This window comes from Pseudomonadota bacterium, from assembly GCA_023229365.1.
In the GTDB taxonomy this organism is placed as follows: domain Bacteria; phylum Myxococcota_A; class Polyangia; order JAAYKL01; family JAAYKL01; genus JALNZK01.
In genome coordinates, this window is record JALNZK010000010.1 from 51,826 (window position 1) to 74,636 (window position 22,811).

Genomic DNA, 22,811 nt, shown 5'->3' on the forward strand with positions numbered 1-22,811 from the left:
AGATTCCACGCTCAAATTCGACACCAATGACATCACATATCCATTGTGATCCTGGGCTTCTTCAATACATTCATTCAAAGTTCTCACCAAATTTTTTGCATCATCAATAGTAAGCTGAATTCTAGCCCCTTCTTGAATCAACTCTCCACTTTTGGTGACAACCAGACCATTAAATAAACATATCATAGCATGTGTTCTTCCATTTGTTTAAACATTGCGAAAACACCATCAACTGTGATGCTCTTTACCTCGATGTTGACCTTATCAATTTTCCCATCGACGTTTGGGTGTTTTTTCAAAAATCTTTTTGCTTCCCCGTAAGAGCCAACATATTTCAAGAAGCCTTGTGAGCATTCATCACAATGAATAACTCCCCTAATTCTAAAAAGTTTAATCATCTGCCCACCAGTTTCCCCAAAAATCTATCCGCCCAAGATTCACGCATAATTGCGTTAGCTTGAATTTCATCACCCGTCAACTCTAGCTCTTTAATTGGCACCCCATCCCGTTCCTGAAAATAACCCTGCGGAACAACTTTTGTTTTCATTTCTGGTGTGCGGGGTTCTTTTGACCAAGCCGACAATGGCGGGCAAATTTCCTCGAAAGAATCGGTGGTAAATCGACCCTTCTCCGTCACCAAACCCTCGTTAATGATTCGGAAATGCTCATGTTTGCACTTAGGACAAATAATTTTTACCCGATGATTGCTCAGGGCAATATTCAATTTAAGAAGCACATAGCCACCACAACCTCCACCGGAAATGGTGCAGAAAACTTCTTGCCAGACTTTGTTAGGCTTGCTCATTGCAAATTATGAATTGAGAGGTTCCTAATTTCACTATTGTGCCAACTTCTGGAGTCCATCTGTTTTTGGTCAACCTTGCAAGTGTTGCTACCGATGGATCATCGTCTTGTGTTCCATAGCCGACTTCAAAGATTAGGCTGGCCATATATTTCATCCCAAGCGTCAGGTGTAGCGGCAAACAAATTGTTGTTTGATCTTTGTCGCAGCATTCCTTGGCCAACCGCAATGCTTGCCGATCATCGCATTTATACGCCGCAACTCCAAATATTGAGTTGCAATCCCAATCATCTGAGGCCCAAGCACACCCATCAATAACATATCCTCTATGTAACCGATGTACACGCTTTCCTATTTCATTTGCTAACAAATGTTTTTCAAAATTGGCATACGCTCCAGAAATAAAAATTAATTGCGGTCGATCCCAAGGCAAAGAATCTAGCAATCTTGACAATTCAGTTGGCTTGGGAGCAGGCGTGGCCAAAGCAGGAAGAGAAATTTGCAACAAAGAGCAAGCTGCTACACCACCAGTTAGTTTACAAAAATCTCTTCTATTCATAATCGGGTAACTCGCAATTTTCTTCAAAAGATTTGACAGCTTCCGCCAAAGTTGGGTGTTTTTCCGCCATATCGCCATCACGCTTGCGGCGATGGAAATGCAAAGCTAATTTTTGCATATTGCAGGGAACGATTTCGCAGCGAATTGCCATCTTGTGGCAAAGAAATACCAAATAAGTTAAAGTATTCCAATCAGTTGTTGCCAATGCGGCTTCCCGACCAAGTTTGACAACAATGCACCACTCATCTTCCCAATTTGTTTTAAGAAGAGCATTGACAGGCAAGTGGTAAATACCCTTGTATAACCAGCCGAGTAAATCTGCCACATTTCTCCCAAAGGAAGACATGGTTTTGCCCTGAGCAGCAATCCAATCTGCACCTGCGTAGCCCATGTTATCCCTCGGTGAATTTATTCAGCTTGGCAAAGGTATCGCCAACCGCAATAGAATAGAGGCTGATTGCGGCATCTAGTATGCCACCTTCAATTTTAGTGACAACACTAACCGCCGTGTTATCATCTACATAGGTCCATTCACCTGGAACTTGGGAAATAATATCCCATGCCGAGAACCATTTGGCAACCGGACAAGCAACCTTTAGGTCTTGAGCATCGGCATGAAAATGAACCATACCACCTTTTTCGTGAATTCTTACCGATCCGATTTCCAGCATGTCTTTTGCACGGGAAACGCTGGCTGTGGTTTTTGTTTCTCTTTCGCCACCCATCATTACTCCTTTGGCAAATTGTTTAAAGCTTCTTTGTCAAGTTTTTTGGCCGCTTCGTCAAGCTTCTTGGCTTTTTCTCGAAGTAAATCCGCCTTCTTGCCTTTTTTGCTATTTTTTTGATTCCAAACAGCAATGATTTCATCACGGGGAAAACAACCACAAGGTGAGACTTTGACCACAAAACCACACTGCGTGCATGTCGCTCTTCCCACATTAAATGATGAATAACCGCAATCTGTAATTGCGATATTCCTACAACCACACTCACGACATTTTGCAGCTTCCATCACCCAATCCCCACAATCTCGTCTATTTTATCATTGATAACAGAGATATTGATTCGTCCTGGGCTTTCGTCCTGTGTAATGCATAGACGTTCGCCATCCTGCATCACCACCCGTATGATTTGATCGGGTAATTTGGCACGAGCTTCCTCGATTGTTTTCCCGATTATACTGGAAGGGTTGGATTTAAGCAACGGGCAGTGAATTTTTGCAGAGGCAAAGTCATGCACCTTGGAGCATTCCTTGCAGCCTGTCAGTGTAACGGCAGCCACTTGACCACACGTTTCAACATCCCCGGTAATTCTGCTGGCACACTTCCAACACATTGGAATCATGGTTTAACCTTTCCAAGGCTGTCCATTATCCTCTATCAACAATGCGGGATTATCAATAATCAATTCGCCAGAGCCAACTTCTGGGGTACAAGTCAAATAAAAATGTCCATTCTCCACAGAAGCCGTTCTGACAACAACAGGAATATAGCATACGCTATGGCTCCTGTCCAGCTTGATTGTTGGGGCAACTTCCAACTGAAATTTTTTACCAACAAGTTCGGCTAACTTCCAAACTGGATTAATCATGTCCCTCTCACTTTGGATTTGTTTTTCCAAAACAGCACAGATTTTTTCAATTCTTCCACAAATCGATCATTATCCCAGCCAGTTTCTGTGCCTCCGTTCAAGTGAAAATGATTAGCCATCATCGTGCCCGGCGACATGGGCATTTCACCTTCGTAGGGACTGGCATTGATGGAAATAATTTCCCATTCGGCATCGCAACTTTGTTCATTATTTTCCGCCAATACGTCGTGGCGATAAAGAACAATTTGCACAGAGACAGCGGGCATTTTCCCAAAATGAAATCCTCTTCCGCCAATCGCCCATGTCGATTTGCGGGGCTCTTCACCGGGCTGACGGGCTTTGTACTCGCCTTCCAGTTTATCGCCCTCTTGAAGTTCAACAATATTGCTGTAAAAGCAACCAGGATGCTCTGGGACACCGGGCTCAACATTAACGAGAACAACACCATCCCGATAGCCAGGGATGGTGTGCCCAGCATCAAAATTACGCTGAGTGCGGGCACGTAGTTCTTCCCACGTCCCATCGAAGTGAGAGAATTCACTATCGACTGTTTGACGCTTCACAAATTCACTGACTGCAATCATTTTATTTATTCTTTCGAAAAATCTTGAACATCGATTGTTCTTCTTACTCGTTGCAGAACCAATTCCAGTGGCCACATTTTCCACGAATGACTTCCTTTGGTGGACTTAATTTGTGCTAGGGCTTCTTTGTATTCCCAAACCTTAGCATCATCAATCCATTGCGTGTAGCCTCCGTGTTTACTCCAAAACAATGGCGAGTTGCCGAGATAACCGGCAGTGACATTTTGCAGAAGATATTGCTTCCGTTTTGTCGCCATTATTTAAATGCTCCAATATTGTAAAGGATTACACTAACGGAAATGATTGTTCCTAAAAACAAACCAAACGTCAAGAACCCATACCCAACAGCAGCCTCAGAATCTTTTCTGAATTGTCGATCAATAGTGTATGCTTTGAATGATGCGTATAAGCTCCCTCCACTAAGAGCAAAGCCACCAATCAATATCGCAATAATCAAAAACATTATTTCGTTGTTCATCGCCATTCCACCTGAATTTCTTTTTCTTGATCTTCCGCACTTATGAGTCCTGCCGCTACTCGACGGATTTCATCATCCGTCCATTCGCTCACATCTTCATCGTGTGCCCAATGTCCAGTTGTGAGCGAACCTTCCAGCCTGTATTCAAGCCGTAACTCACCACAACTGACAATAGCTTTAATCCACTCGTAGCGTTCACTCATGTTCTCATCCCTTCCACTTATACGCCAATGAGACAATTGGCGACGGCCCAATAATCTCAAAAAACACTCGTGCTTGTGATTGAGGTATTCTAATTCTCCATCCTGTCCCGAAATTCACACTCCTTATTTTTGGCGTTAATTCAGGAAATGATTGATGAACTATATCGCACAATCTCTCTTGGTCTTGTTTGGTAAAACTCTCACTACAAAAACAAAGCTCTACCTGTTTGGTATCTCCAATATAACTTGTGCTTCCGTCATCAAGAAACCAATGCAACAAGACAACTTCATTAATTTCCAAATCTTGTGGAATTACTTTCTTGAACCCACTGCTCTCTGGATACCACAATCGGTAAAGTGGCAACAATTCTTTATGACACAATGTTCTAAATCTGAATGCCTTGAAAGTCTTGCCATTCTTTTTTCTTATTTCCAGCTTGATTTTTTTATCTACCGCCGCCGCATCGCATATCAATTTTGATGCCCACTTAACGTGATCTTTGTATTTGTTTTTTCTTGTATATGATGGATATGAAGCATCGCTATGCTTGTTCCAAATACGTAGGCCAGCATCTCCAAGTAAGCCGCCTTCTATCACATCTTTTCTTAAAACAAATCCATCATCTTCTCTGTTGATCGTCAACCCGTCGCTAACAGACCTAATCTCAATACTTGCTCTTTGCAAAGCCTGCCGAACTGAATTAGGTGTTTTTGCCCCAACTAATTTTGCTATTTTTTTTGTAGACAAACCCTCAACAACATATCTGTCGTGCAGCCATTGAACATCGTTCAATAATTTGTAACGATGACTTTTTCCGCCATCGCCAAGTTTTTTATCCGCCATTATATACTCCTGTTCTAATTACAAGAGTATATATGCTTCATAAATTATTTTCCGTGAATGGTAAACTCAATAATATTCACTGGATTGATTTGCTGAAGGCTGTAAACAATCATCTCATTGTTCATTACTCCACTCTTGCCTGCTTCCGCAAAAGTAGAATCATATCCTTTCGGCGGCAGACCACTAAATGAATGAGCGGGACGATATATTTTTCCCATCGCCACATCAGCCAAAAACATAAACTTGCGGTCGTGACCTCCACCTCCACCCCACGCCCCAGTAGCATAGCGAATTGCTTTGGTGCTCATATCGCTAAAATACACGCCATCTCCATACATTCTCCCCGTTACACCGATAGAACCACCACTCCTTGGAACCACAAATCCTGCCTTCAAAATCGACAACATATTTGCGGCCTTGGTGCCATGCCATAAACGCATCACATTTCCAATTGATTTTCCCTGAGCGTCGAATCGCTCGCTCATATGCCGAATATCCAAATTAAATGCTCGGCATACGTCATAATTTGCCACATCGTAATGAGAGCCCTTTGATTCTCGATAATAACGACGAATTTTGTCAATTATTTTACCATCTTCTATCAAATTCATTGTGACCTTGAACAAAGTAGCTTCTTGTACCGGAGCATCCTTTTTGCCATTGGCTTTCTGAGCATTGGCGATAACCGTGGCATAAGATGATTCCAGGGAATCCAGAATATCATTCTGTTGCTGTAATCCACCCGCACCAGTGGGGCTAAACATGCTGGGGAAGTGCATTTGACGCACCAGCCCCTTTTGCGGAATGAGAGAAAGGTAGGGGTTGAGAACGGCCTTGAAAGCCGCACTATCGAAATCACCCTTGGCAGCAAAACCATCAATCTGATCCAACAATGCACGGGCTTGTTGAACCTGATCTAGGGTAACAACCCCTTGGGTTGTTTTGAAATGTCCGCTACTCACGTCGTAGGTAATTTTTCCGCCCGACGCCTCATACAAGTTGTGGGCATTTACATCGGCAAAATATTGAATGAGTTTTTTCAACTCGGGCTGACTTGCCCCAATGTCATTGACGGCTTTTTGAGCCAAGGTGTGTTTGTCTACCACCTTGGGACCACTGCTGCTGGACATGCCCGCTGTCTCAAGCACTTGGTTTTCGACATAAGCCCCGCCAGCATGTTTGGCAGAAGTTTTTTCTCGAATTTTTTTCTCAAAATAACTTCGCCCGGCATTGGGGAACGTTTTTCGTTGTCCAGTACCTCCTTGTGGCCCATAATGAACTTCCACATCGCCACTTTCAAGCAATGTGATGTTCCAGAACTTGTTGTTCTTGCCATCGACATTGAATAGGGAAAAACGTTTTGTCTCAACTGCCATTTCAATTTATCCTTTCGAGTTACTTTCCCAATGTACAGGAAAACTATCCATATCTTGCTTCGCTATATCCGTCTTCCCATCCGTCCCACCAAGCCTCATAAGCTACTCGCTCAATCGCATTTAGTGTTGCCCCAACATCACTGACAGCGGGGCTAATCAATGCGGATACAGCCAAATCTTTTTTGACAGATTCCCACCATTTTTCAAATGATCGGTTGTCTCTTTTGGATTGTTCTTTGTCGTAGATCATTTTTGCTCTTTAATAACAATGGTGCCTTCCACCACGCCCCAAGACGACTCCTCAGAAAATGTATACTCTTCGGGAACTTCGTCTTTTCGCATCTGCCTTTTCAATATCCACAAATTGGAATCTTTCCAGGTGAGGTTAACCAATTTCTGGCCGGGCGGAAGGGTGGTGGTCATTTTCCCACCAAAGGATTTTGCCCTTTGATTAGCTGTGCATCCAGCGAGACAAAGCAACAAAACTAAAGCCATTTTCTTCATTTTGATCCTTTCATCTTCTCAATGTACAGGAAAACTATGCTTGGGAAAATCTCGATGATCCGCCGTTGAACCATATAAACCACCCTTGTTGATATGGGTGGGAGCCCGGTGGAGACACAATCATCGGCCCATGCTTTTCAATGAATGCAGCCAAATCATCGATTTCCACCGTGTAATGGACTTTATCCACACCACTGGCTGATGGGAATGGACCCACTTGCCGAACAGCCTCTGGAACTGGGGGGTTGTCGCCACCACGCCAATTATAAATTACGGCAGTCATTTTCCACCATATTTGTGATAAATTGCCTCTGCGTCTGAGAGCAGCCACTTTGCAACATCCCCAATTTCCTTATCTTGGTTGCAAAACTCAAGATATGCACTGAGTTTTCTAATGGCGGCACCAAGATCATTTCTTGCCTTAAAAAAATCGCCGCCCCGTGGCCACAACACCCACCAATGGGGACGGCGATACTTCAGCAAGCTCTTGGCATTTTGCACAAGGTCTTTAGCCAACTCAGAGATTACAGGTTTGGTGTCCATCTATTTGGCTTGGCACACAAACTCTGGCAAAACATTAATTGGCTCGGGACGGCCACCGATCACAAAATTGTGTCCCTGCACAATAATGGGACAAAGAATCTTGCGATCCTCTTTGCTCAAAACCTTACGGCCAGCATCCTCTTTCAAAAGCCTTCGCAGTGCCCGTTTGCGGCCTTCGGCTCGTACAAATTGGTCATGAGGGACACAATAGCTTGTGCCGGATACTTGCCCGACTACGGCTCCATCTTTGGACACCGTAATGTTGAGTCGAACACTACGAAACTTTTTGCCGCTGTCAACTTCTCGCAGCGACCGTTGTGATGGTTGTGCTGGCATTTCTTCGCCAATCTGCACACCAATTTGGGCAATACGCCCGTCACTCAAATTAACTTTCATTGTTGTTTACCTTTCTCAATTTGCAGGGATCAACGACGTACTCAATCAGAGTTCGGGTACGTTGTCAGGACTGATTAAATACGCAACATGGGGCTCACTCACCCACAAGAATTCATAGCCCACTTCGCCAGCAATTTGCTGCAATTGTTCGGCGGTATCGACATCATCGGAGCCATCATCGAATTGCATTCGCACAACGCCGGTTCGTTCTAAGACATAGAGGGTGGCGACGGTGCGGGCCGTGGGAATCATACCAATGGGCATTTCCGTTTCCAGGCCGGGAATAGGAACAATCTGTGCCGTTGCTTCGTCAAGAATCTTTTTTAGTTTTTTCTTGGTGGGAAGGGCACCAGTCGGAGAAAAATCTTCGCTGACGCCAACAGCCACTTCGAGGTCACGATTACGAGAATGGGCGATTCTTTTTGCCGCTTTCTTGATCTTCTTGTTTGACACAATTGGCTCCTTGGGAATGAGTTTTACACACCAGCATTATACTTCAGATTGGTGAGTTGTAAACTTCATTTTCTCAAAAGAGCCAATTCATCGTAATGTTGTAGGCAACTTAGGAGTTTGTCGATAGATGGGGTGTTTAGCGACTTGATGGTACATAGTTCTTGGGGGGTTTTGGACAGAAGCATATCCATTGTAATAATTCCATTCTTGGCCAAGATAGAAAGAGTTCGTGGGGAAACCCCAATAAATTCAAGATCATCGATGGGGTCTTTGTCATGGTCTGCTTGGGCAAGTGCTGCTAAGGCTTGTTCCGAAAATTCCATTCATATGTCTCCTAAATCCTCGTCTTCATCAGGGTTTTTTCTACGGATGGTATTTGCAACCCCTTCATAGGTTGCCCGAAGCACATCTAAAGCCATTTTTACAGAGACATTTGAAGAATGAACCTCAACATTTAATCCCTGTCCTTCCTGCATTAGATGCGGAACAATAAACATAAATCTATAATTTGGACGCTTGACCAGTTCCTTGACAATTTGGTGGGTAGTCGCTAATTCTAAATCTGTTTTTCCTGTTTGACTCTCTAGTTTCTCTTCATATAAATTGACTTTTTTTTGAAGTGAAGCTGTCCTTTTTATTAAGAAATAGAGTATCACCCCTACTGGAATAAGTATCGAAGAAACAATGTATAAAATCTGCATATCATAAATAAGTATCCTTCTTATTTTTTTATCTAAACAGAATGGAAATTGGATTCTGTTTGGCTTTTTCCTTCCAAACGGCTTTTATTTTTTGCATTGCTCGTTTGAAAGTAACATCAGGCACACCGGCATCCCGACAAACATCTAGGGCATGAGACATTGCCATATAGGCAATATCGGGGCTCATGACTTCGCCAAGCAAGCCATCAAGCAGAGCGAGAAGGACGATAATTTCGTCGTTGGAGAATCCGTTCCCGCTGGTCATTGCAGAGGGAACTACAGCATCCTGCTCCGAAGGCTGGGGCAACAACGGCGGTTGGGTCTTTAACAATGTCATCGTATTTTCCACACAAGTATGTTCCATCATCTTGGGCATCTAAAAATTGACATTGTTTCTTTGTAGAGTTCCATTCCCCAAACCCACAGGGAGCTTGCATACAACAAAATCCGCAATGAACACAAGGTTCTATTTCACTGATTGGGCGTGCCATTATTATTGGAAAAATGGTTCCAACCTTTTTTCAAATTCCTGCCACTCCTTTTTGTCGTAATTCTGGGTGCCAGCAGCCTTCGTCCACAAACGATGAAACAAGTGGAGCGTATTATAGGCAGAAAGTTGTTGTTCTGTCAAGCCCAGGGAACACGGCACTTGAGGATGAACGACAGTTTCTTGTAAACGAGCCCCAAAATACCGATCTAACGACAAAAAATTCTGCAACATTTTGTCGTCTGGATTGTATTTAAAATTACGATCTTTCACAATCCGAAAACGCAACAACGCCTCCCCCATTGTGCTGCGATCAGATTTGGGGATATTAAAATGCACAAGAGTTTCCTCAAGTACACTCAATATTCTTGTAAGATGAGTGTTGCCGACTGATTGCTTCTTCAATGCTGTGTATAGGTTTTTCATAGTGTGGTCAACGCCCGCAATGTGGTAAATACCCTCACCATGTCTTCAACAGGTGCGGAACCCACTGAGATAAATCCGTTATGCTTGATTTCTTCTTCCCAAACCTGTCTGTCACCCTCATTGAATTTCCATTCTCCAAGGGCTGTGCCAAAATCCAATCCCAAACAACACGCTAGGTCTTCTGCTAAATCCGCATTAAGTTCGGAAAGGTCGCCATCCAGAATCCTTGAAATAGCCCTAGCAGGACATTTAATTTCATGTTCCAATGAGTCTAAATCTGCCCATGACATTTTATGGGTGGCAACACCTTCACGAATCTGTTCAGCGAGACGCTGTTTGATTCCTTCTCTTCCACCTTCAAAATAACTAAACACATCTGGCAACATAGTTTTATCCTTTAAATGAAATCTCCAAGCAAATCTTCTATAGGAACCACATCCTCTTTCAACACAAATTCTCCCCTGGCCTCGATTTGATAATCCTTTGTAAATTCTTCCAAGGTTGGGGGCAATTCAGGAGTGTAATCAGCACGCAATTCTTGTATTTGATTTTGTGTCCAATTCCAACTTTCGCAAAACTCGGCATAGGCTGCCGCCATATCGACTAATGCTCTGACTTTGTTTTCTGCATCATCTGGATAATCGGCTTTAACCAAATACACTACTCCAGAATGAGCATCTTCGACAATCCAAATCTTCATGCAGCTTCCTTCACAGCAATGGGTTCCTTGCCCAGCACCGCATCAGCAGTGATATAATAATGACGCTTGGGCTCAATGTTGAATTTGGTATCCAACAACAAATTCTCTACCACTCCACGCAAAGCCCTTGCTCCCGTTCCCTTTTCTTTGGCTTTTACAGCAATTTGATGAAGGGCATCTTTTGTAAAATGCAAAAATGCATCATCCATGCGAAAATCTTCCTGTTGTTGCTTTATCAAAGCATTGCGAGGCTCAGTGAGGATTTGAGCAAGAGCATCTACGCTCAATTCCTCAATGGCAGCTATTACAGGCAAACGTCCAACCAATTCAGGGATAAGACCAAAATGGACCAAATCCTCGGTTGCGGCCTGTTGTAGCAAAGCATTTTTTTCTTTTTCTTTTTCCTGCTCAACTACATTCACACCAAATCCAATCCTGTTACCTCCCAATCGTTTGGAAACAATATTTTCCAAACCATCAAAAGTGCCGCCACAAATAAACAGGATGTTAGAAGTATCAATCTGAATATACTGTTGCTCTGGATGTTTGCGACCACCTTGAGGGGGCACATTAGCAATCGTTCCTTCCAAAATTTTCAAGAGGGCTTGCTGCACCCCTTCGCCACTAACATCCCGAGTGATGGAAACGTTTCCAGCAGATTTTCCAATCTTATCGATTTCATCGATATAAATAATTCCTCGCTGGGCTTGTTCAACATCACCGTCAGCAGCCATCAGCAGCTTCAGCAAAAGATTTTCAACATCTTCGCCCACATAACCAGCTTCGGTTAGAGTGGTGGCATCGCCAATAGCAAAGGGAACATCAACTTTTCGAGCAAGAGTCTCAGCCAACAGAGTTTTGCCGCTACCCGTGGGACCAAGCAAAAGAATGTTGGTTTTTTGCATTTCAACAAAATTATCCAAATTCACACCCCTGGCGAGTGTGTTCAGTTGTTGGTGTTTCAGTCGTTTGTAATGACTGGCAACGGCAACCGACAATATTTTTTTTGCTCGTTCTTGCCCAATAACGTATTGGTCCAAATAATCGGCCAACTCTTTAGGTCGAGGTATTTGTCCCAAATGTCCCAATCTACCTTCAGCTACACTCGACTCCATTATCTTCAGTGCCTTTTCAGCACACAAGCGACATATAAAACGATTGGTTATTTGAGATTGAACCAATAGCGGAACATCTTTGCCCCCCTGTCCGCAGAAACAACAGGTCTTCGATGTTTTTCGTACAACCATAGTATCCTCCTCTCAGATGATGTAAAAGCCTATCCACTACCATTATACTTCAGAAACCAGTCCTGTAAACCACATTGCCCAAATTACCCACTTTTTGAGGGAAACCACCTGCTTTTTAGGTATTCGTGATTCTGTTTAACCATGCCCATAAAATCATATCCCTCTGCCATAAGCTGTTGGGTGGTGCGACTGCCGATGTGGTGGACAAGCCCCAAATACATGGCGTAAACCTGATGTCCTGCCTCTTTGAGCCGCAAGCATAGATCGCTATCCTCGCCATAGGCAAATTGAAGATTTTTTTCGTCAAACAGCCCAAATTCTTGAAAAGTAGCTCTAGATAAAGCCATCGACCACCCCTCTACATAGTCAATGTTGTATCCGAAATCAGACCAAGTAGAGGTGGCATTTTCGTTTAAATAACACCCCTGATAACCTACCAAAGCAACCTGAGAATGGGCTTTTAGCCAAGCAATCATTGCCTTGTCCCAATCCTGCCACACGATTGTATCTGAATTCAAAAGAATCAAATAAGGGGAAGTCCCCATTTCGGCCAATCGATTGTTGGGAATGATGAAACCGAGATTTTCTTCTGATCGATGATATACAGCGTCTAAACTGCGTAAATAAGAAGCAGTTGGCTCAGATGATCCATTGTCCCAAATAAAAATTGTGAAATCTTCTGTGTTTGCCTGAATGGATTCGATACACCCCTGCACATATTTCAATTGATCTCTCACAACAATTAAAATATCTTTGTGAACAGGTTGATAATAATTATAAAGAGTTATCAACTCTTCTTTCAAATGTTCAAAATCAGTTATTTCCATAAGATATAAGAGTATGCACAAAAGCAAAGAGCCCCTTTTCGGGGCTCTTGTGCAAACATCAGGGATGTTTTTATTTATGCGACTTTGACGATGTATTTGCGAGTCTCATCGTCTTTTGACACAGCTTCTTTTTCACGAAGCTTGGCGAGGCAATTCTGCACAGCGGCAGACAAGCTAGAATCCGTGGCCGAGGTTTCATACCCCGAAGATTCAACCCGTTGGCGAATCTCAGCCAGGGTCAGGCCATTCTTGTTGCGTCCAAGAATTTTCATGACCACATCGGACAATGTGTGCCCGGCTTCACGTCGGCCACGACCTGGGGCTTTTTCGGATTTGGCGACCTTTGGCTTGGCGACCTTTTCAGTCTTCGCTGGGCGTCCACGCTTTTTACCCGTGGGCACATGATTGAGAGCCTGCCAAACAGCAGCCGGTCCAACTTCGATACCCTTCTCTCCCAAAGCCTTGATAATATCCTTGGGGCGAACATCCTTGTTCTCAGCAGCATAAAGTCGAATAGCTTCGGCTTTATTCACTTTATTTTCCCCATTGGATTTTGGGCGACCAACTTTCTTGGCGACGGTGGACTTCGGGCGACCAACCTTCGCTTTGGGAGCCTCAACCTTGGCAGTGGATTTCGGGCGACCAACATGAGCCTTGGCAATATAGCCATTGCCCAATTCCGCCTCGATTTCATGCTGCCGTGAGGTTAGCTGCTCATATTCCTCTGTCAGAGCAGTGAAACGAGAAATCTTGGCTTTTGCCACTTCTAGGACTGACAACATAACTAGGTTCCTTCTACAAAAGACTGGGTTTTTTAATTCCGTTGAACTCATTTCCTTCCATACCCAATTATACGACTGAAGTACCCTAAAAATTAAGTCCCTATTTGATTATTTTGCCGAAAAGGGGCTAAAACCGATATTTTATTAGCCTATGTGGGGGGATTATACACCTAAAGACTGGGAAGAATTTTCAAAAAATCGTCGTGGCAAAAGCCTTCCACACAAACATATTTGTCAACAATATCTTTTTCTGGATCGGTTAGACCACAATGTTTTTGAGCCGTGGCGGCATCTACGTGCCAATGGCGGCATATCCAAGATGCTGAAAGAATTTTGTGATATTCAGAAGTGTCGAATATTCTGCGACAAGACTCACAACTACTAATGCCCTCATATAAGGCTTGATTTAATTTATATCCACAAAATGGGCACAATAAAATCATTAGTGGCATATCCAATGGTTACATTATATCTACCCATATTAAAACAAAAAACCCGACCTTGAAAATCGGGTTTTTTGCTCTAAAGTTATCGGGGAAACCCTTACTTCTGCTTCTTCTTGTTGTGCGAAACAAGGATTCGCAGAATGTCGGTCTGTCCTTTGCGGAATTGCTCGATGAGCATCTTGACCAGCTTGGCATCCCAAACATCCACTTCCAGCTTGGTGCCTTCACCATCACAACCGTCATTTTTAATAACGGCTACAACTGGAAGATACCAAGCCTTTTCCATCTTAGCTCCGGTCAGGGGCTTGGGATCATCATTTTCGCTCTTGGCGTCTTTGGGGGTAGCCTTCGGTTTCTTGGCGGCGAGTTTCTTGACTTTCGCCTCAGCCACAACCTTGGCTTTCTTCGCCTTCGTTCGCTTTTTCGTGGCAGCAGCCAAATCCTTTTTGGCTTTCTCGGAAGCCTCGCCAGCCAATGAATCTTTCAATTCTTCGGCATCGGCAATGGCGGCAGTGGCTTTTTTAACAGCCCCTTCCAACACTTGCAGCTTCTCGAAAAATCGCTTTTCAGAATTTGCTTTCCATTGATCCCAGGAAGCTTCTTGCTTATCTTCGCCAACAATCTCTGCCAATTTATTGGCGACTTGCAAATTCATTTCGTCATTGCAAAGGGCGTCAAAGCATTTCTTGCTCAAGCCAGCACCCAATTTTTCGGCTTGATGCAACCATTCGGGTCCATATCCGGTAATGGCGATGATTGCCTTGTCATCTTCGCCACAGCTACGGAAATAAGAAATGGCGGCAATTTTGGCACCATCGCCAAACAACTTGACCGATTCCGTTTCGCTGAACGAAATTCGGTAAGCATCACGGTCGCTCATTTCTTGGACTTCGACATCGATAGTGCCATACAAATCCTTGGCGGGAACATACTCATTCTTGGAACGATCCCAGCACTTGGCATTATCATGAACCAATTTCAAGAGACTGCGAATACGACGTTCGCCGCATACAATCTGCACGCCGCCTTTGTACCATCGCAAAAGCGGTGAGTGCAAAAGCCCTTCCGTGCGAATTCGTTCCCGCAGATCAGCCGCATCCTCTTTAGACAAGCCTCTGCCCAGGATTTTGTGATCCACCAGAGCATGGCGAAGATTCTTGAATTCCAAATCCTTGGAATCCTTATTGAATCCGCCATCTGCCAATTGAATAGTGTCGATTGAAACTCGATACATCTTGTCGTGAAGATGTTCGACACCTTTGGGCAATGCTGCCGGTTTCTGCAAACTCTCTGACATACTCTCTGACATGGGTAGTTCTCCAAAACGAGGTTAAAAAAACGTTTTTTACCATTGTGCAACAAAAAAGTGAGCCACTTGACCCGCTGTGTTGTATTCGTCTTCTTTGTGTTTTTCGGAAGTAATCTCAAAAATGCTGGCCACGACAATAGGATCAATGTCGGTTCTGCGTTCCCACGCCTCAATAGGGGCACAGACATTGAAAGCATTGAATAATTTAAGCTTTTTGATCTCCAGCATTCTGAGAATTACCCCATAAGGCATATCACGTTGGAGATAATTTAATTTACCAAAGCGGCATCGCCAAACTTCTTTTTGTGTTTTTCGTTTAAGGAAACGACCAGTGACTACTTCTTCGTTCCTCACGAAATCAGTTGCTAGTCCGCCCCATGTACAATCTTTTCCAGAAGTTTCAGTATCAGTATGATGGTTATACATCCATTCAAAAACTTGTCGATCCCCTGATCCTGAATGACTAGTGGCCCGAGACCCCATCAGCATTTCAACCATATCGCCCGAATCCAGTTGAGCAAACCCCAGCTTGGTGGCTTGCTCACACCGCATGTCGAACATGGCCGATTGAACGTGCCGCCATAAATGATTTTCCCGCAAAGCATCGAACTTACGACGCCATGTTTCGGGCACGACTAAAGGACTTTGAACAGGCTCGACTTCTAGCTTTCCAAAAGCTTCATCGGTCAGATTTTTCACCTCTTGCAAAGTCAACGGCATGACGATTCTCCCTAAAACTGATAGTGACCTTCGGGTTTCCGACACCGAATTAGCCAGTTACACTCATACTCTTTTGTGCCAACACTGTCAAGTACCGAGTCCCTTCTACGCAATACCAATCCCTCAATTTCGGGCAAATTTATTTTTTCCTGAAAATGAAGCTCGAAATCGTTTGGAAAGGTTTCGGCCATCCAAAGATTCTCAGAAACCCATCTGGCGATGCCGTGATTTGGCTCCATTTGGGTGGGATGATGACAGATTTCATCCAGAATACGCAGCCGTTCCATTTGATTAGGGGCACCCAATAAATATGTCCCTGCCACCATCAGAACGTCAAAAACCACAATTCTGTTCTTCAAATAGGGGTCTGTGTCCTTGGAAACTTTGGCATGAAGCAGTTCGCTGTCAAGCCAATATTCCTTGCCACGCTCAAAATTGAGGGCTAGAATTTGATTCCGAACGGCGGAAGTGGAGGTCCATTGAGAATGCTCCTCCTTATGGCGGTTAAAAAAATTGACCTTGCCATCGGGGGTAATCTGAATTACATTCCTTGTGCCCTTGAATTTACGCTGCACCACCCACTTCCCAGTTGCCTCATATTTGGGCAATTGATTGGGTGGCACTCGATTCTTCGGACGTGGCGGAAAGATGTATTGCATGCCCCCATTATACTTCAGAAATGGAGGATGTAAACTGAAATCAGAACCACTCTACATGGGGGGACGTGTCCAAGAATGCGACCCATATTGCGATAATGGACTATATTGGATTGTCGGCTCTTTTTCCCAACTCGTGGCAATTATTACTTTTCCGCAACCATCGCAAATCATATTCAACTTCTCATCAAAAGAAAATTCATGATCTATTGGAATGATTTTTTTACAATGAGGGCAAGTTCTGGGTTTCATAATCATTATTGTATATATTTATTACTAATTGTCAACGAGAACCTTAAGAGATCGCAAGTCAGCTATACACCTATTGCGATTTTCTTCTATTATTGACTGATACTCCTTTTTTGTTTTTAGTAAAGTGCCCATTGTAGCCGCTCCGTAATGATAAACCCAGCTAACTCCACTTACAATCTCTTGTAGTCCATACGCTTTCAGCCGATGGGCCAATTCTTCGTCTTCATAATAACGTAACGGATATGGTTTTATGAAGCCGCCAATTTTGGAGAAAAGATCACGACGGCACAAAGCACAATACAATGGAAGATAGCCCTTGTCTAAAACCACATCTTGTGTGGGCGGATCAGTCTTATTAGCTTTTAAACGAGGATCACCCACCCCAGGATTATTTGTTCTTGGAGACACCATCCCGGCTTTTGGATTTTTCAAATGACTAATAAGTAATTCTTGCAACCAATTTCCAGATTCAATTGCACAATCAGACTGCACAAAGACCACCCATTCATTTTTGCCAGCTTCAAATCCCTTTTGTAACGCACCACCAAACCCCAATTGCTTCTCATTTTGAATTACCGTGGTGCGTGGAGCTTCCCGGTAGGCAGGAGCATAAGTTCTGTTAGGGGAATTATCATCTATGATATACAGATGGTAATTATGACTCTTTGTGTGCCTCCAAATACCCTGACACAATGTGTGCAATCGCTGATATTGTCCATGAAAGGGGCAAATGATATCTACCTTGGCTTGTGTCATAACATTGCTAACTAAAGGTCTGGCTTTGAAATCTTTTGCCATTTTTACATTATCCTTGAACTAAATAGGTTATATCTGCGTATATTATAATATGAAGAGAAAATACACACTAAATGAGTTGGCTTTTAATAAAATTAATGAAAATTCTGCTTATTGGATTGGATTTCTTATGGCTGATGGATGTATTACTACAAGAAAAAACTCATCACCTTATTTAAATTTAAGCATATCAGAAAAAGACAAAAACCACATAGATAAATTTAAAAAATTTTTGCAATCAAATCAGCCAACTTTTATCAGAAAAAATCATGGCTTTGAATCAGACACTTCATTAGCTTGCATTAGTATTTCCTCATATGCTTTAGTTAAATCTTTGGCGACATATGGTGTTGTTCCAAAAAAAAGTCATATTGCAAGGATATGCTCACAACTCAAAAACAACAGAAATTTTTGGCGTGGAGAAATAGATGGAGATGGTTGGATATTGACAACATTTAACCACTTGCCAGCTATTGGATTGGTTGGCAGCGAAACTATCGTAAAACAATTTGAAGCATTTGTGAAAAAATTATCACCAAAATGCAATGCCCAATCTTTTATGAAAAAAAACAAGAAAAGCTGGCAATTCCAAACCAGTGGCACGCATGCTTATGTTGTGATAAAAAAACTATACAACAATTGTGAAACCGCACTGGATAGGAAACACGAATTAGCTGCAAATATTATAAAAAGCAATTTTAAAAGCAGTAAAAAAGACTTTTCTGATATTCGATATAATGATTTACTTGAAATTTACAACGAACTTGGAACTTGGACAAAAGTAGCAAAACACATAGACATTACATATACATCATTGTTTAGATTGATGCGTAGAATTAAACCTGTGTAAATTGCCTTACCCCATTTTTCTTGCCATACATTTTACATTACTTATTTTTGCTATTTGAACGATATGTTTCCCTACATTGTCTGGTTTATCAAAAATAAATTGACAATTAACAACTTCGGGGAGTGAGGGGTGACATCGACCACTTACACAAATGACCACAAACTTTGCGTCTGTTGGCATATTAAGACCCCTTTTTAAACTGTATTCTTGATTTGGCTCATATTCATCTAAAATAATAAAAATATATTTTTTGGCATCTGGGTCTTGCGTATCAACCAAAGCCACAGACTGGTCAATAGCTAATGCGAAATCAAAATCTTGAGGAGTTTGATAATTAGCTATAGAGCCCACAACTGGCCCTGCGTTCCTTAAAATCTCTAAATTATTCGGATGGTATACATAACCTCGATCATCGTCTTCTATTTGCTGAATACATTCGATAATTTGCGATTTAACTATTGATAAAGATCGAGGTTGCAAATTTAAAACAAACGCTAAAACAAGAGGATCATAATGATACATACTTTAATAGTAGAGAAGAATAATGGAAAATTTAACACCAATTCTAGAAAATATTGACCAGATAAGACACACCCTCGATGAACTCAATCGACGTGTCTTGGAACTCAGCATAAATCCACAAATTTGCTCTGACTCCGAACTACAACATGAAGAACTCAAAAGGTTGTTATCCTCTCCAAATTGGCCAGAGGCAATTTGCATTGACAGCTTGTGCATAGATGAGGGAGACAAAAAAAACAGAGCCGTAGGCATTCTAGAAGTTCTTAAAATATTTGATATTGATCCCAAAGATAAAAAATGCTTGGACTACGGATGTGGAGAAAAATACTTAGTAGATGCTATGGCTCAGACAGCTAAACTATCCGTGGGCTATGATCTGTTAGATAATTGGCACGAAATTCAAAAAGAAATTTATGATATCGTCATATTGTATGATGTGCTGGATCATGCTGAACGAGAAACTCCTGTGGATATTCTCAAAAAAATAAAATCTGTTATTCACGAAAATTCAATAATTTTTATTCACTTTCATCCCTGGTGCTGTGGACATGGTGCTCATTTGTATCGATCAATTAATAAGGCATACATCCAGCTATTCTTTAATAAAAATGAATTAAAAGAAATGGGATGTACACTAACGCCAGCCACAGAAATCATCTACCCCATCAGAACCTACAAACAATGGATTAAGGATGCTGGCTTTAAAATTGTAGAAAATGAAATTCATCGTAGTGCTGTTTCGGAGTTCTTTAGACAAGAGCCTCTTCTCAGCAAAATAGAAAAAATATGGGGACCAAGATTCACATTAGACCAAATGGGCATAGAGTTTGCCGATGTAGTCATTAAACTTTAGATTGGCACAATCTTCAAGCCCACTTCTTTGAGAATCAATTTCAAATCATATACTTTAACACCAACCGGAAGGTCGCCCTCTTGTGCCTTCATCAAACACATGGTTGAATAACCGTGTCTTCCTTTGAGTTCCGATCCATAATCGGATTCATTGCTCCAGCAAACCTCCAGCATATCCCCATCTGCATTGTAAAATGCACCGGGTCGAAAATTTTTGCCATTACACTCGTGACATGCTAACAATTCATCAAGAGTCGTGCAGTCACAAGCTTCATGCTCCGCAGCAAAAAGAACCTCTTCTAACTTGATAAGAACTGCTTTTTTGTCCCGATCATGATGCCAAATGTCTTCAATTGCCATATATTGCGTAGGCGTTCCTGGCATTGGTTTCATAAGCACCGTAAGCCAATGCTGTTCCCAACGCACCTTCTGGTATTCTGTATTTTTCTGCAAGAAATCAGTAATTAATTGTCTTGCCTTATCAAGCCCATGACTTACCGACAATTCCATCGTGTCGTCTTTGTATATCATTAAACCACCTTATGTTTGCGTAGAGTTTCCACCACGTCTTGCAGAGCCAGAGCCGCAGCATCTTGCTCCACAATGCATTTTTCTAAACTGCCGTAGTGATGCTCTAAACAAGTAAGCAAAAGCTTTTTAATTCTATCTTCGGGAGGACTGTAAGGAACTGGACTAGGTTCCCGATTATACAATTCCTCCAACTGTTTTTCTTTCAAGTTGAACCAAGCTTGCACTTCTTCCTCGGAGACTTCGCCACGACGAATAGCTTTCATGTGCTCTCTCGCCCGGCGTAAATCCAAATCACCCAAGGTCAGAATTTGCTCGCATTCATCCACCAACCGCACAATGTGATAAAGGAACTTCACATCAGTGTTGTGGATTTTCTGAGATTCAAATCGCTTGGTCTGTGCCATACCGTCAGCAAATAGCTTGTTGTAATATTTATAATCTGCTTCTGGCAATGGATCACTTCGATTTTCGACTTTACCCAATACCTCGATGCCATACTTTGTTTCGGGATTCTTTGCCTCTGCCCAAGTTGTGGCATGAGGAATGTAATGAGCATCCTCGAACTCTCTAATGGCAACCACCAGCTTGTCCCTACGCACGTTAGATGCTTTGGACAACTGGCTGAAAGCATATCCCTTGAATTTCTGAAAACATCCTTTGTGCAAAAAAAGTTTCCTATTTTCCCGCACCATGACGCCAAGCTGGGTGGAATGCAAAACACACTCAATCGGCACGAACAAGGAATCAACCATGTTTGGATTGTTATCCATGCACAATTGGAAATATTTTACAATATTATAGATGCTGAGATCGTATTCCCTGCCTTTACCAGCCAAGGCGTCTTCAAGCTTGACATGGTGGTTTTGGAATTGTTCAAAACGTTCTTTTTGGCGACCGAAGCCAGAAATTTCGCCATCAAGATGCGGGAACACAATGTGCTTTGGAGGGATGCAGAAGCCATAAACGTCCATATCTGATGTGTCGGATGAAACTCCGTAAGCCACAGAGCCCATCAGGACTTCATAATGGACGTTATCCGCCATCCAACTCGGTGGATGGATTAATCCTTTTTTCTCTAATAGCTCAACTACACTTGGCATAAATATCTCCTTCGATACTTCTGCATTATACTCCAGAACCGTAAGAATGTAAACTGAGATGGATAAATAAGTGGTGAAAACCCTTAGGGGGGGGACAAAATAGGGTTTGAAAGAATTATATGCTGCAAAAACTAGAAATTGCTCATAGTATTTTAGATGAAATCCCTGTGGGGATATTTTGGAAAGACAGAAATTCTGTCTATTTAGGATGCAATCTGTGGCATGCAAAGGTTGCTGGAATATCGGCAAAAGATATTGTGGGGAAAACAGATTACGACATGCCTTGGTCGGCAATGGCTGATAAATACATTAGCAACGACAAACAAGTAATAACCTCTCAAAAAAAACTTGACATAGTACAATCCATCACCATTAATAACAATGAAGAAAAATGGTGGAGGCTCACCAAGTTGCCACTGTTGGTCGATGGTAAAGTTTCTGGTGTTTTAGCTATTTGGCAAGACATCACCGAAATCAAAGACATTCTGGATTCATTGTTGAGTGTTCTGAGTGCTTGCGTAGAAAAAAGCAATAAAATTAATAAGAAACTTGAAAACTATAAGTTTTAATCAAACTCCTTAGAAGGGAGAGCCATGTTACATACATTAGAAATTGCTCATAATATTTTGGATGCTATTCCATTGGGAATATTTTGGAAAGACAAAAATTCAGTTTATTTGGGTTGCAATAAATGGCACGCAGATCGTATTGGATTGACCACAGGAGAAATTGTGGGCAAAACAGACTATGATTTATGCTGGTCTGCGATGGCGGATAAATATATTCAGGACGATCAAGCAGTAATGGGACTTCAAGAAACACAAGAGTTTGTAGAGGAGTCCAGAATTATTGGACATGATGGCAAAGAAGTTTGGGCAAAAACCACCAAAATGCCATTAATAGTCAACAATCAAGTCATTGGTGTCCTGGGATTCTGGCAGGATTTGACTGAGTTAGATGATTTTCTCACCGTCCTCTCAAAAACTCTTGACCAAGCATCGTCCACAACGGATAAAATCGGAAAAAAAATTGATAGCCATGCCAGTCACTTGTTTGATAAACGACAAGAAGAAAATAGCAATATATTTAAACAACGGCAATCTGAAAACCATTACACATTTGAAAAACGACAAATAGAAGACAAAGCCAGATTCGAAGCAGACAAAATACTGCATCAAGCTAAAGACAATCAAACAATTGTAACACGTCAAGCTGAAAATGACAAATTGTTTACAGATCGAGAATCCGAAGATAAGGAATAGCCTCCCGTGGATTT

37 protein-coding genes and 1 pseudogene are annotated in these 22,811 nt (G+C 42.3%); 4 read left to right on the top strand and 34 right to left on the bottom strand.

What is annotated here, in order from left to right:
* Positions 1 to 182: 182 nt before the first annotated feature.
* From M0R80_07975 to M0R80_08125, 31 genes and pseudogenes are all read right to left on the bottom strand, one after another.
* Positions 183 to 398, bottom strand: coding sequence for a hypothetical protein (locus M0R80_07975; protein MCK9459561.1), 216 nt, complete (start codon positions 396 to 398; stop codon positions 183 to 185).
* Positions 395 to 805, bottom strand: coding sequence for a hypothetical protein (locus tag M0R80_07980; GenBank protein MCK9459562.1), 411 nt, complete (start codon positions 803 to 805; stop codon positions 395 to 397). The genes M0R80_07975 and M0R80_07980 overlap by 4 nt, the downstream gene beginning before the upstream one ends.
* Positions 792 to 1,361 carry a hypothetical protein gene (locus tag M0R80_07985; protein MCK9459563.1) on the bottom strand — a complete coding sequence of 190 codons (570 nt, stop codon included), beginning with the start codon at positions 1,359 to 1,361 and terminating at the stop codon, positions 792 to 794. The genes M0R80_07980 and M0R80_07985 overlap by 14 nt, the downstream gene beginning before the upstream one ends.
* On the bottom strand, positions 1,354 to 1,752 hold the full coding sequence (locus tag M0R80_07990) for a hypothetical protein (GenBank protein ID MCK9459564.1): 399 nt from the start codon (positions 1,750 to 1,752) through the stop codon (positions 1,354 to 1,356). The genes M0R80_07985 and M0R80_07990 overlap by 8 nt, the downstream gene beginning before the upstream one ends.
* A gap of 1 nt (position 1,753) precedes the next feature.
* On the bottom strand, positions 1,754 to 2,089 hold the full coding sequence (locus tag M0R80_07995) for a hypothetical protein (GenBank protein ID MCK9459565.1): 336 nt from the start codon (positions 2,087 to 2,089) through the stop codon (positions 1,754 to 1,756).
* Positions 2,089 to 2,373: a hypothetical protein gene (locus M0R80_08000; protein MCK9459566.1), complete on the bottom strand. Its 285-nt coding sequence runs from the start codon at positions 2,371 to 2,373 to the stop codon at positions 2,089 to 2,091. The genes M0R80_07995 and M0R80_08000 overlap by 1 nt, the downstream gene beginning before the upstream one ends.
* Positions 2,374 to 2,708: 335 nt before the next feature.
* Positions 2,709 to 2,951: a hypothetical protein gene (locus M0R80_08005; GenBank protein MCK9459567.1), complete on the bottom strand. Its 243-nt coding sequence runs from the start codon at positions 2,949 to 2,951 to the stop codon at positions 2,709 to 2,711.
* Positions 2,948 to 3,535, bottom strand: a complete 588-nt coding sequence (locus tag M0R80_08010; GenBank protein ID MCK9459568.1) for a DUF3228 family protein — start codon at positions 3,533 to 3,535, stop codon at positions 2,948 to 2,950. Before M0R80_08010 ends, M0R80_08005 begins: the two co-directional genes overlap by 4 nt.
* Positions 3,536 to 3,540: 5 nt before the next feature.
* On the bottom strand, positions 3,541 to 3,792 hold the full coding sequence (locus M0R80_08015; protein MCK9459569.1) for a hypothetical protein: 252 nt from the start codon (positions 3,790 to 3,792) through the stop codon (positions 3,541 to 3,543).
* Entirely contained in the window at positions 3,792 to 4,013 is a 222-nt protein-coding gene (locus tag M0R80_08020) for a hypothetical protein (protein ID MCK9459570.1), read from the bottom strand. The genes M0R80_08015 and M0R80_08020 overlap by 1 nt, the downstream gene beginning before the upstream one ends.
* Positions 4,010 to 4,216 (bottom strand): hypothetical protein, encoded by a 207-nt coding sequence (locus tag M0R80_08025; GenBank protein MCK9459571.1) that lies wholly within the window; start codon positions 4,214 to 4,216, stop codon positions 4,010 to 4,012. Before M0R80_08025 ends, M0R80_08020 begins: the two co-directional genes overlap by 4 nt.
* Before the next feature lie 4 nt (positions 4,217 to 4,220).
* The gene (locus M0R80_08030; protein MCK9459572.1) at positions 4,221 to 5,060 is read right to left on the bottom strand and encodes a hypothetical protein; all 840 of its coding nucleotides are present in this window, start codon (positions 5,058 to 5,060) and stop codon (positions 4,221 to 4,223) included.
* Between the two features lie 44 nt (positions 5,061 to 5,104).
* Positions 5,105 to 6,436 carry a hypothetical protein gene (locus M0R80_08035; GenBank protein ID MCK9459573.1) on the bottom strand — a complete coding sequence of 444 codons (1,332 nt, stop codon included), beginning with the start codon at positions 6,434 to 6,436 and terminating at the stop codon, positions 5,105 to 5,107.
* Between the two features lie 43 nt (positions 6,437 to 6,479).
* Positions 6,480 to 6,686 carry a hypothetical protein gene (locus tag M0R80_08040; protein MCK9459574.1) on the bottom strand — a complete coding sequence of 69 codons (207 nt, stop codon included), beginning with the start codon at positions 6,684 to 6,686 and terminating at the stop codon, positions 6,480 to 6,482.
* A complete protein-coding gene (locus M0R80_08045; GenBank protein ID MCK9459575.1) occupies positions 6,683 to 6,940 on the bottom strand; it encodes a hypothetical protein in 258 nt (85 codons plus the stop codon). The genes M0R80_08040 and M0R80_08045 overlap by 4 nt, the downstream gene beginning before the upstream one ends.
* A 279-nt stretch (positions 6,941 to 7,219) precedes the next feature.
* Positions 7,220 to 7,483 carry a hypothetical protein gene (locus tag M0R80_08050; GenBank protein MCK9459576.1) on the bottom strand — a complete coding sequence of 88 codons (264 nt, stop codon included), beginning with the start codon at positions 7,481 to 7,483 and terminating at the stop codon, positions 7,220 to 7,222.
* The gene (locus M0R80_08055) at positions 7,484 to 7,879 is read right to left on the bottom strand and encodes a hypothetical protein (GenBank protein ID MCK9459577.1); all 396 of its coding nucleotides are present in this window, start codon (positions 7,877 to 7,879) and stop codon (positions 7,484 to 7,486) included.
* Between the two features lie 45 nt (positions 7,880 to 7,924).
* Complete coding sequence (locus M0R80_08060) at positions 7,925 to 8,332, bottom strand: hypothetical protein (GenBank protein MCK9459578.1); 408 nt, start codon at positions 8,330 to 8,332, stop codon at positions 7,925 to 7,927.
* 65 nt (positions 8,333 to 8,397) lie between these two features.
* Positions 8,398 to 8,655, bottom strand: a complete 258-nt coding sequence (locus M0R80_08065) for a hypothetical protein (GenBank protein ID MCK9459579.1) — start codon at positions 8,653 to 8,655, stop codon at positions 8,398 to 8,400.
* Entirely contained in the window at positions 8,656 to 9,033 is a 378-nt protein-coding gene (locus tag M0R80_08070) for a hypothetical protein (GenBank protein ID MCK9459580.1), read from the bottom strand.
* A 28-nt stretch (positions 9,034 to 9,061) separates the two neighbouring features.
* Positions 9,062 to 9,409 (bottom strand): hypothetical protein, encoded by a 348-nt coding sequence (locus M0R80_08075; protein ID MCK9459581.1) that lies wholly within the window; start codon positions 9,407 to 9,409, stop codon positions 9,062 to 9,064.
* 117 nt (positions 9,410 to 9,526) lie between these two features.
* Complete coding sequence (locus M0R80_08080; GenBank protein MCK9459582.1) at positions 9,527 to 9,925, bottom strand: hypothetical protein; 399 nt, start codon at positions 9,923 to 9,925, stop codon at positions 9,527 to 9,529.
* Between the two features lie 17 nt (positions 9,926 to 9,942).
* Positions 9,943 to 10,332 (bottom strand): hypothetical protein, encoded by a 390-nt coding sequence (locus tag M0R80_08085; GenBank protein ID MCK9459583.1) that lies wholly within the window; start codon positions 10,330 to 10,332, stop codon positions 9,943 to 9,945.
* An 11-nt stretch (positions 10,333 to 10,343) separates the two neighbouring features.
* Complete coding sequence (locus tag M0R80_08090; GenBank protein ID MCK9459584.1) at positions 10,344 to 10,646, bottom strand: hypothetical protein; 303 nt, start codon at positions 10,644 to 10,646, stop codon at positions 10,344 to 10,346.
* A 74-nt stretch (positions 10,647 to 10,720) separates the two neighbouring features.
* Positions 10,721 to 11,893 (bottom strand): annotated as a pseudogene (gene clpX, locus M0R80_08095) (ATP-dependent Clp protease ATP-binding subunit ClpX).
* A gap of 83 nt (positions 11,894 to 11,976) precedes the next feature.
* A complete protein-coding gene (locus M0R80_08100; protein ID MCK9459585.1) occupies positions 11,977 to 12,720 on the bottom strand; it encodes a glycosyltransferase in 744 nt (247 codons plus the stop codon).
* 74 nt (positions 12,721 to 12,794) lie between these two features.
* Positions 12,795 to 13,484 (bottom strand): hypothetical protein, encoded by a 690-nt coding sequence (locus tag M0R80_08105; protein MCK9459586.1) that lies wholly within the window; start codon positions 13,482 to 13,484, stop codon positions 12,795 to 12,797.
* Between the two features lie 561 nt (positions 13,485 to 14,045).
* Positions 14,046 to 15,257: a hypothetical protein gene (locus tag M0R80_08110; GenBank protein ID MCK9459587.1), complete on the bottom strand. Its 1,212-nt coding sequence runs from the start codon at positions 15,255 to 15,257 to the stop codon at positions 14,046 to 14,048.
* A 36-nt stretch (positions 15,258 to 15,293) separates the two neighbouring features.
* Entirely contained in the window at positions 15,294 to 15,977 is a 684-nt protein-coding gene (locus tag M0R80_08115; GenBank protein ID MCK9459588.1) for a hypothetical protein, read from the bottom strand.
* An 11-nt stretch (positions 15,978 to 15,988) separates the two neighbouring features.
* Positions 15,989 to 16,636: a hypothetical protein gene (locus M0R80_08120; GenBank protein MCK9459589.1), complete on the bottom strand. Its 648-nt coding sequence runs from the start codon at positions 16,634 to 16,636 to the stop codon at positions 15,989 to 15,991.
* A 273-nt stretch (positions 16,637 to 16,909) separates the two neighbouring features.
* On the bottom strand, positions 16,910 to 17,683 hold the full coding sequence (locus M0R80_08125) for a glycosyltransferase (protein ID MCK9459590.1): 774 nt from the start codon (positions 17,681 to 17,683) through the stop codon (positions 16,910 to 16,912).
* A 49-nt stretch (positions 17,684 to 17,732) separates the two neighbouring features.
* Here M0R80_08125 and M0R80_08130 point away from each other — a divergent pair, with 49 nt between their 5' ends.
* On the top strand, positions 17,733 to 18,530 hold the full coding sequence (locus M0R80_08130; protein ID MCK9459591.1) for a hypothetical protein: 798 nt from the start codon (positions 17,733 to 17,735) through the stop codon (positions 18,528 to 18,530).
* 6 nt (positions 18,531 to 18,536) lie between these two features.
* On the opposite strand, the gene M0R80_08135 is transcribed toward M0R80_08130, so the two are convergent.
* Positions 18,537 to 19,052 carry a hypothetical protein gene (locus M0R80_08135; protein MCK9459592.1) on the bottom strand — a complete coding sequence of 172 codons (516 nt, stop codon included), beginning with the start codon at positions 19,050 to 19,052 and terminating at the stop codon, positions 18,537 to 18,539.
* 22 nt (positions 19,053 to 19,074) lie between these two features.
* Between M0R80_08135 and M0R80_08140 the strand changes: the two genes are divergently transcribed.
* Positions 19,075 to 19,905 (top strand): class I SAM-dependent methyltransferase, encoded by an 831-nt coding sequence (locus M0R80_08140; protein ID MCK9459593.1) that lies wholly within the window; start codon positions 19,075 to 19,077, stop codon positions 19,903 to 19,905.
* Here M0R80_08140 and M0R80_08145 read toward each other — a convergent pair.
* Positions 19,902 to 20,435 (bottom strand): hypothetical protein, encoded by a 534-nt coding sequence (locus M0R80_08145; protein ID MCK9459594.1) that lies wholly within the window; start codon positions 20,433 to 20,435, stop codon positions 19,902 to 19,904. The two genes, M0R80_08140 and M0R80_08145, sit on opposite strands and share 4 nt — an antisense overlap.
* Positions 20,435 to 21,535, bottom strand: a complete 1,101-nt coding sequence (locus M0R80_08150; GenBank protein MCK9459595.1) for a nucleotidyltransferase domain-containing protein — start codon at positions 21,533 to 21,535, stop codon at positions 20,435 to 20,437. The genes M0R80_08145 and M0R80_08150 overlap by 1 nt, the downstream gene beginning before the upstream one ends.
* A 119-nt stretch (positions 21,536 to 21,654) precedes the next feature.
* Here M0R80_08150 and M0R80_08155 point away from each other — a divergent pair, with 119 nt between their 5' ends.
* On the top strand, positions 21,655 to 22,104 hold the full coding sequence (locus M0R80_08155) for a PAS domain-containing protein (protein MCK9459596.1): 450 nt from the start codon (positions 21,655 to 21,657) through the stop codon (positions 22,102 to 22,104).
* A gap of 24 nt (positions 22,105 to 22,128) precedes the next feature.
* Entirely contained in the window at positions 22,129 to 22,797 is a 669-nt protein-coding gene (locus tag M0R80_08160; GenBank protein ID MCK9459597.1) for a PAS domain-containing protein, read from the top strand.
* Positions 22,798 to 22,811: the final 14 nt, after the last annotated feature.

What these genes read in the sequence shown, in the direction of transcription:
- M0R80_07975 (MCK9459561.1), bottom strand. Translation starts at nt 398, where the DNA reads ATGATTAAACTTTTTAGAATTAGGGGAGTTATTCATTGTGATGAATGC.
- M0R80_07980 (MCK9459562.1), bottom strand. Translation starts at nt 805, where the DNA reads ATGAGCAAGCCTAACAAAGTCTGGCAAGAAGTTTTCTGCACCATTTCC.
- M0R80_07985 (MCK9459563.1), bottom strand. Translation starts at nt 1,361, where the DNA reads ATGAATAGAAGAGATTTTTGTAAACTAACTGGTGGTGTAGCAGCTTGC.
- M0R80_07990 (MCK9459564.1), bottom strand. Translation starts at nt 1,752, where the DNA reads ATGGGCTACGCAGGTGCAGATTGGATTGCTGCTCAGGGCAAAACCATG.
- M0R80_07995 (MCK9459565.1), bottom strand. Translation starts at nt 2,089, where the DNA reads ATGATGGGTGGCGAAAGAGAAACAAAAACCACAGCCAGCGTTTCCCGT.
- M0R80_08000 (MCK9459566.1), bottom strand. Translation starts at nt 2,373, where the DNA reads ATGGAAGCTGCAAAATGTCGTGAGTGTGGTTGTAGGAATATCGCAATT.
- M0R80_08005 (MCK9459567.1), bottom strand. Translation starts at nt 2,951, where the DNA reads ATGATTAATCCAGTTTGGAAGTTAGCCGAACTTGTTGGTAAAAAATTT.
- M0R80_08010 (MCK9459568.1), bottom strand. Translation starts at nt 3,535, where the DNA reads ATGATTGCAGTCAGTGAATTTGTGAAGCGTCAAACAGTCGATAGTGAA.
- M0R80_08015 (MCK9459569.1), bottom strand. Translation starts at nt 3,792, where the DNA reads ATGGCGACAAAACGGAAGCAATATCTTCTGCAAAATGTCACTGCCGGT.
- M0R80_08020 (MCK9459570.1), bottom strand. Translation starts at nt 4,013, where the DNA reads ATGAACAACGAAATAATGTTTTTGATTATTGCGATATTGATTGGTGGC.
- M0R80_08025 (MCK9459571.1), bottom strand. Translation starts at nt 4,216, where the DNA reads ATGAGTGAACGCTACGAGTGGATTAAAGCTATTGTCAGTTGTGGTGAG.
- M0R80_08030 (MCK9459572.1), bottom strand. Translation starts at nt 5,060, where the DNA reads ATGGCGGATAAAAAACTTGGCGATGGCGGAAAAAGTCATCGTTACAAA.
- M0R80_08035 (MCK9459573.1), bottom strand. Translation starts at nt 6,436, where the DNA reads ATGGCAGTTGAGACAAAACGTTTTTCCCTATTCAATGTCGATGGCAAG.
- M0R80_08040 (MCK9459574.1), bottom strand. Translation starts at nt 6,686, where the DNA reads ATGATCTACGACAAAGAACAATCCAAAAGAGACAACCGATCATTTGAA.
- M0R80_08045 (MCK9459575.1), bottom strand. Translation starts at nt 6,940, where the DNA reads ATGAAGAAAATGGCTTTAGTTTTGTTGCTTTGTCTCGCTGGATGCACA.
- M0R80_08050 (MCK9459576.1), bottom strand. Translation starts at nt 7,483, where the DNA reads ATGGACACCAAACCTGTAATCTCTGAGTTGGCTAAAGACCTTGTGCAA.
- M0R80_08055 (MCK9459577.1), bottom strand. Translation starts at nt 7,879, where the DNA reads ATGAAAGTTAATTTGAGTGACGGGCGTATTGCCCAAATTGGTGTGCAG.
- M0R80_08065 (MCK9459579.1), bottom strand. Translation starts at nt 8,655, where the DNA reads ATGGAATTTTCGGAACAAGCCTTAGCAGCACTTGCCCAAGCAGACCAT.
- M0R80_08070 (MCK9459580.1), bottom strand. Translation starts at nt 9,033, where the DNA reads ATGCAGATTTTATACATTGTTTCTTCGATACTTATTCCAGTAGGGGTG.
- M0R80_08075 (MCK9459581.1), bottom strand. Translation starts at nt 9,409, where the DNA reads ATGCCCAAGATGATGGAACATACTTGTGTGGAAAATACGATGACATTG.
- M0R80_08085 (MCK9459583.1), bottom strand. Translation starts at nt 10,332, where the DNA reads ATGTTGCCAGATGTGTTTAGTTATTTTGAAGGTGGAAGAGAAGGAATC.
- M0R80_08090 (MCK9459584.1), bottom strand. Translation starts at nt 10,646, where the DNA reads ATGAAGATTTGGATTGTCGAAGATGCTCATTCTGGAGTAGTGTATTTG.
- M0R80_08100 (MCK9459585.1), bottom strand. Translation starts at nt 12,720, where the DNA reads ATGGAAATAACTGATTTTGAACATTTGAAAGAAGAGTTGATAACTCTT.
- M0R80_08110 (MCK9459587.1), bottom strand. Translation starts at nt 15,257, where the DNA reads ATGTCAGAGAGTATGTCAGAGAGTTTGCAGAAACCGGCAGCATTGCCC.
- M0R80_08115 (MCK9459588.1), bottom strand. Translation starts at nt 15,977, where the DNA reads ATGCCGTTGACTTTGCAAGAGGTGAAAAATCTGACCGATGAAGCTTTT.
- M0R80_08120 (MCK9459589.1), bottom strand. Translation starts at nt 16,636, where the DNA reads ATGCAATACATCTTTCCGCCACGTCCGAAGAATCGAGTGCCACCCAAT.
- M0R80_08125 (MCK9459590.1), bottom strand. Translation starts at nt 17,683, where the DNA reads ATGGCAAAAGATTTCAAAGCCAGACCTTTAGTTAGCAATGTTATGACA.
- M0R80_08130 (MCK9459591.1), top strand. Translation starts at nt 17,733, where the DNA reads ATGAAGAGAAAATACACACTAAATGAGTTGGCTTTTAATAAAATTAAT.
- M0R80_08135 (MCK9459592.1), bottom strand. Translation starts at nt 19,052, where the DNA reads ATGTATCATTATGATCCTCTTGTTTTAGCGTTTGTTTTAAATTTGCAA.
- M0R80_08140 (MCK9459593.1), top strand. Translation starts at nt 19,075, where the DNA reads ATGGAAAATTTAACACCAATTCTAGAAAATATTGACCAGATAAGACAC.
- M0R80_08145 (MCK9459594.1), bottom strand. Translation starts at nt 20,435, where the DNA reads ATGATATACAAAGACGACACGATGGAATTGTCGGTAAGTCATGGGCTT.
- M0R80_08150 (MCK9459595.1), bottom strand. Translation starts at nt 21,535, where the DNA reads ATGCCAAGTGTAGTTGAGCTATTAGAGAAAAAAGGATTAATCCATCCA.
- M0R80_08155 (MCK9459596.1), top strand. Translation starts at nt 21,655, where the DNA reads ATGCTGCAAAAACTAGAAATTGCTCATAGTATTTTAGATGAAATCCCT.
- M0R80_08160 (MCK9459597.1), top strand. Translation starts at nt 22,129, where the DNA reads ATGTTACATACATTAGAAATTGCTCATAATATTTTGGATGCTATTCCA.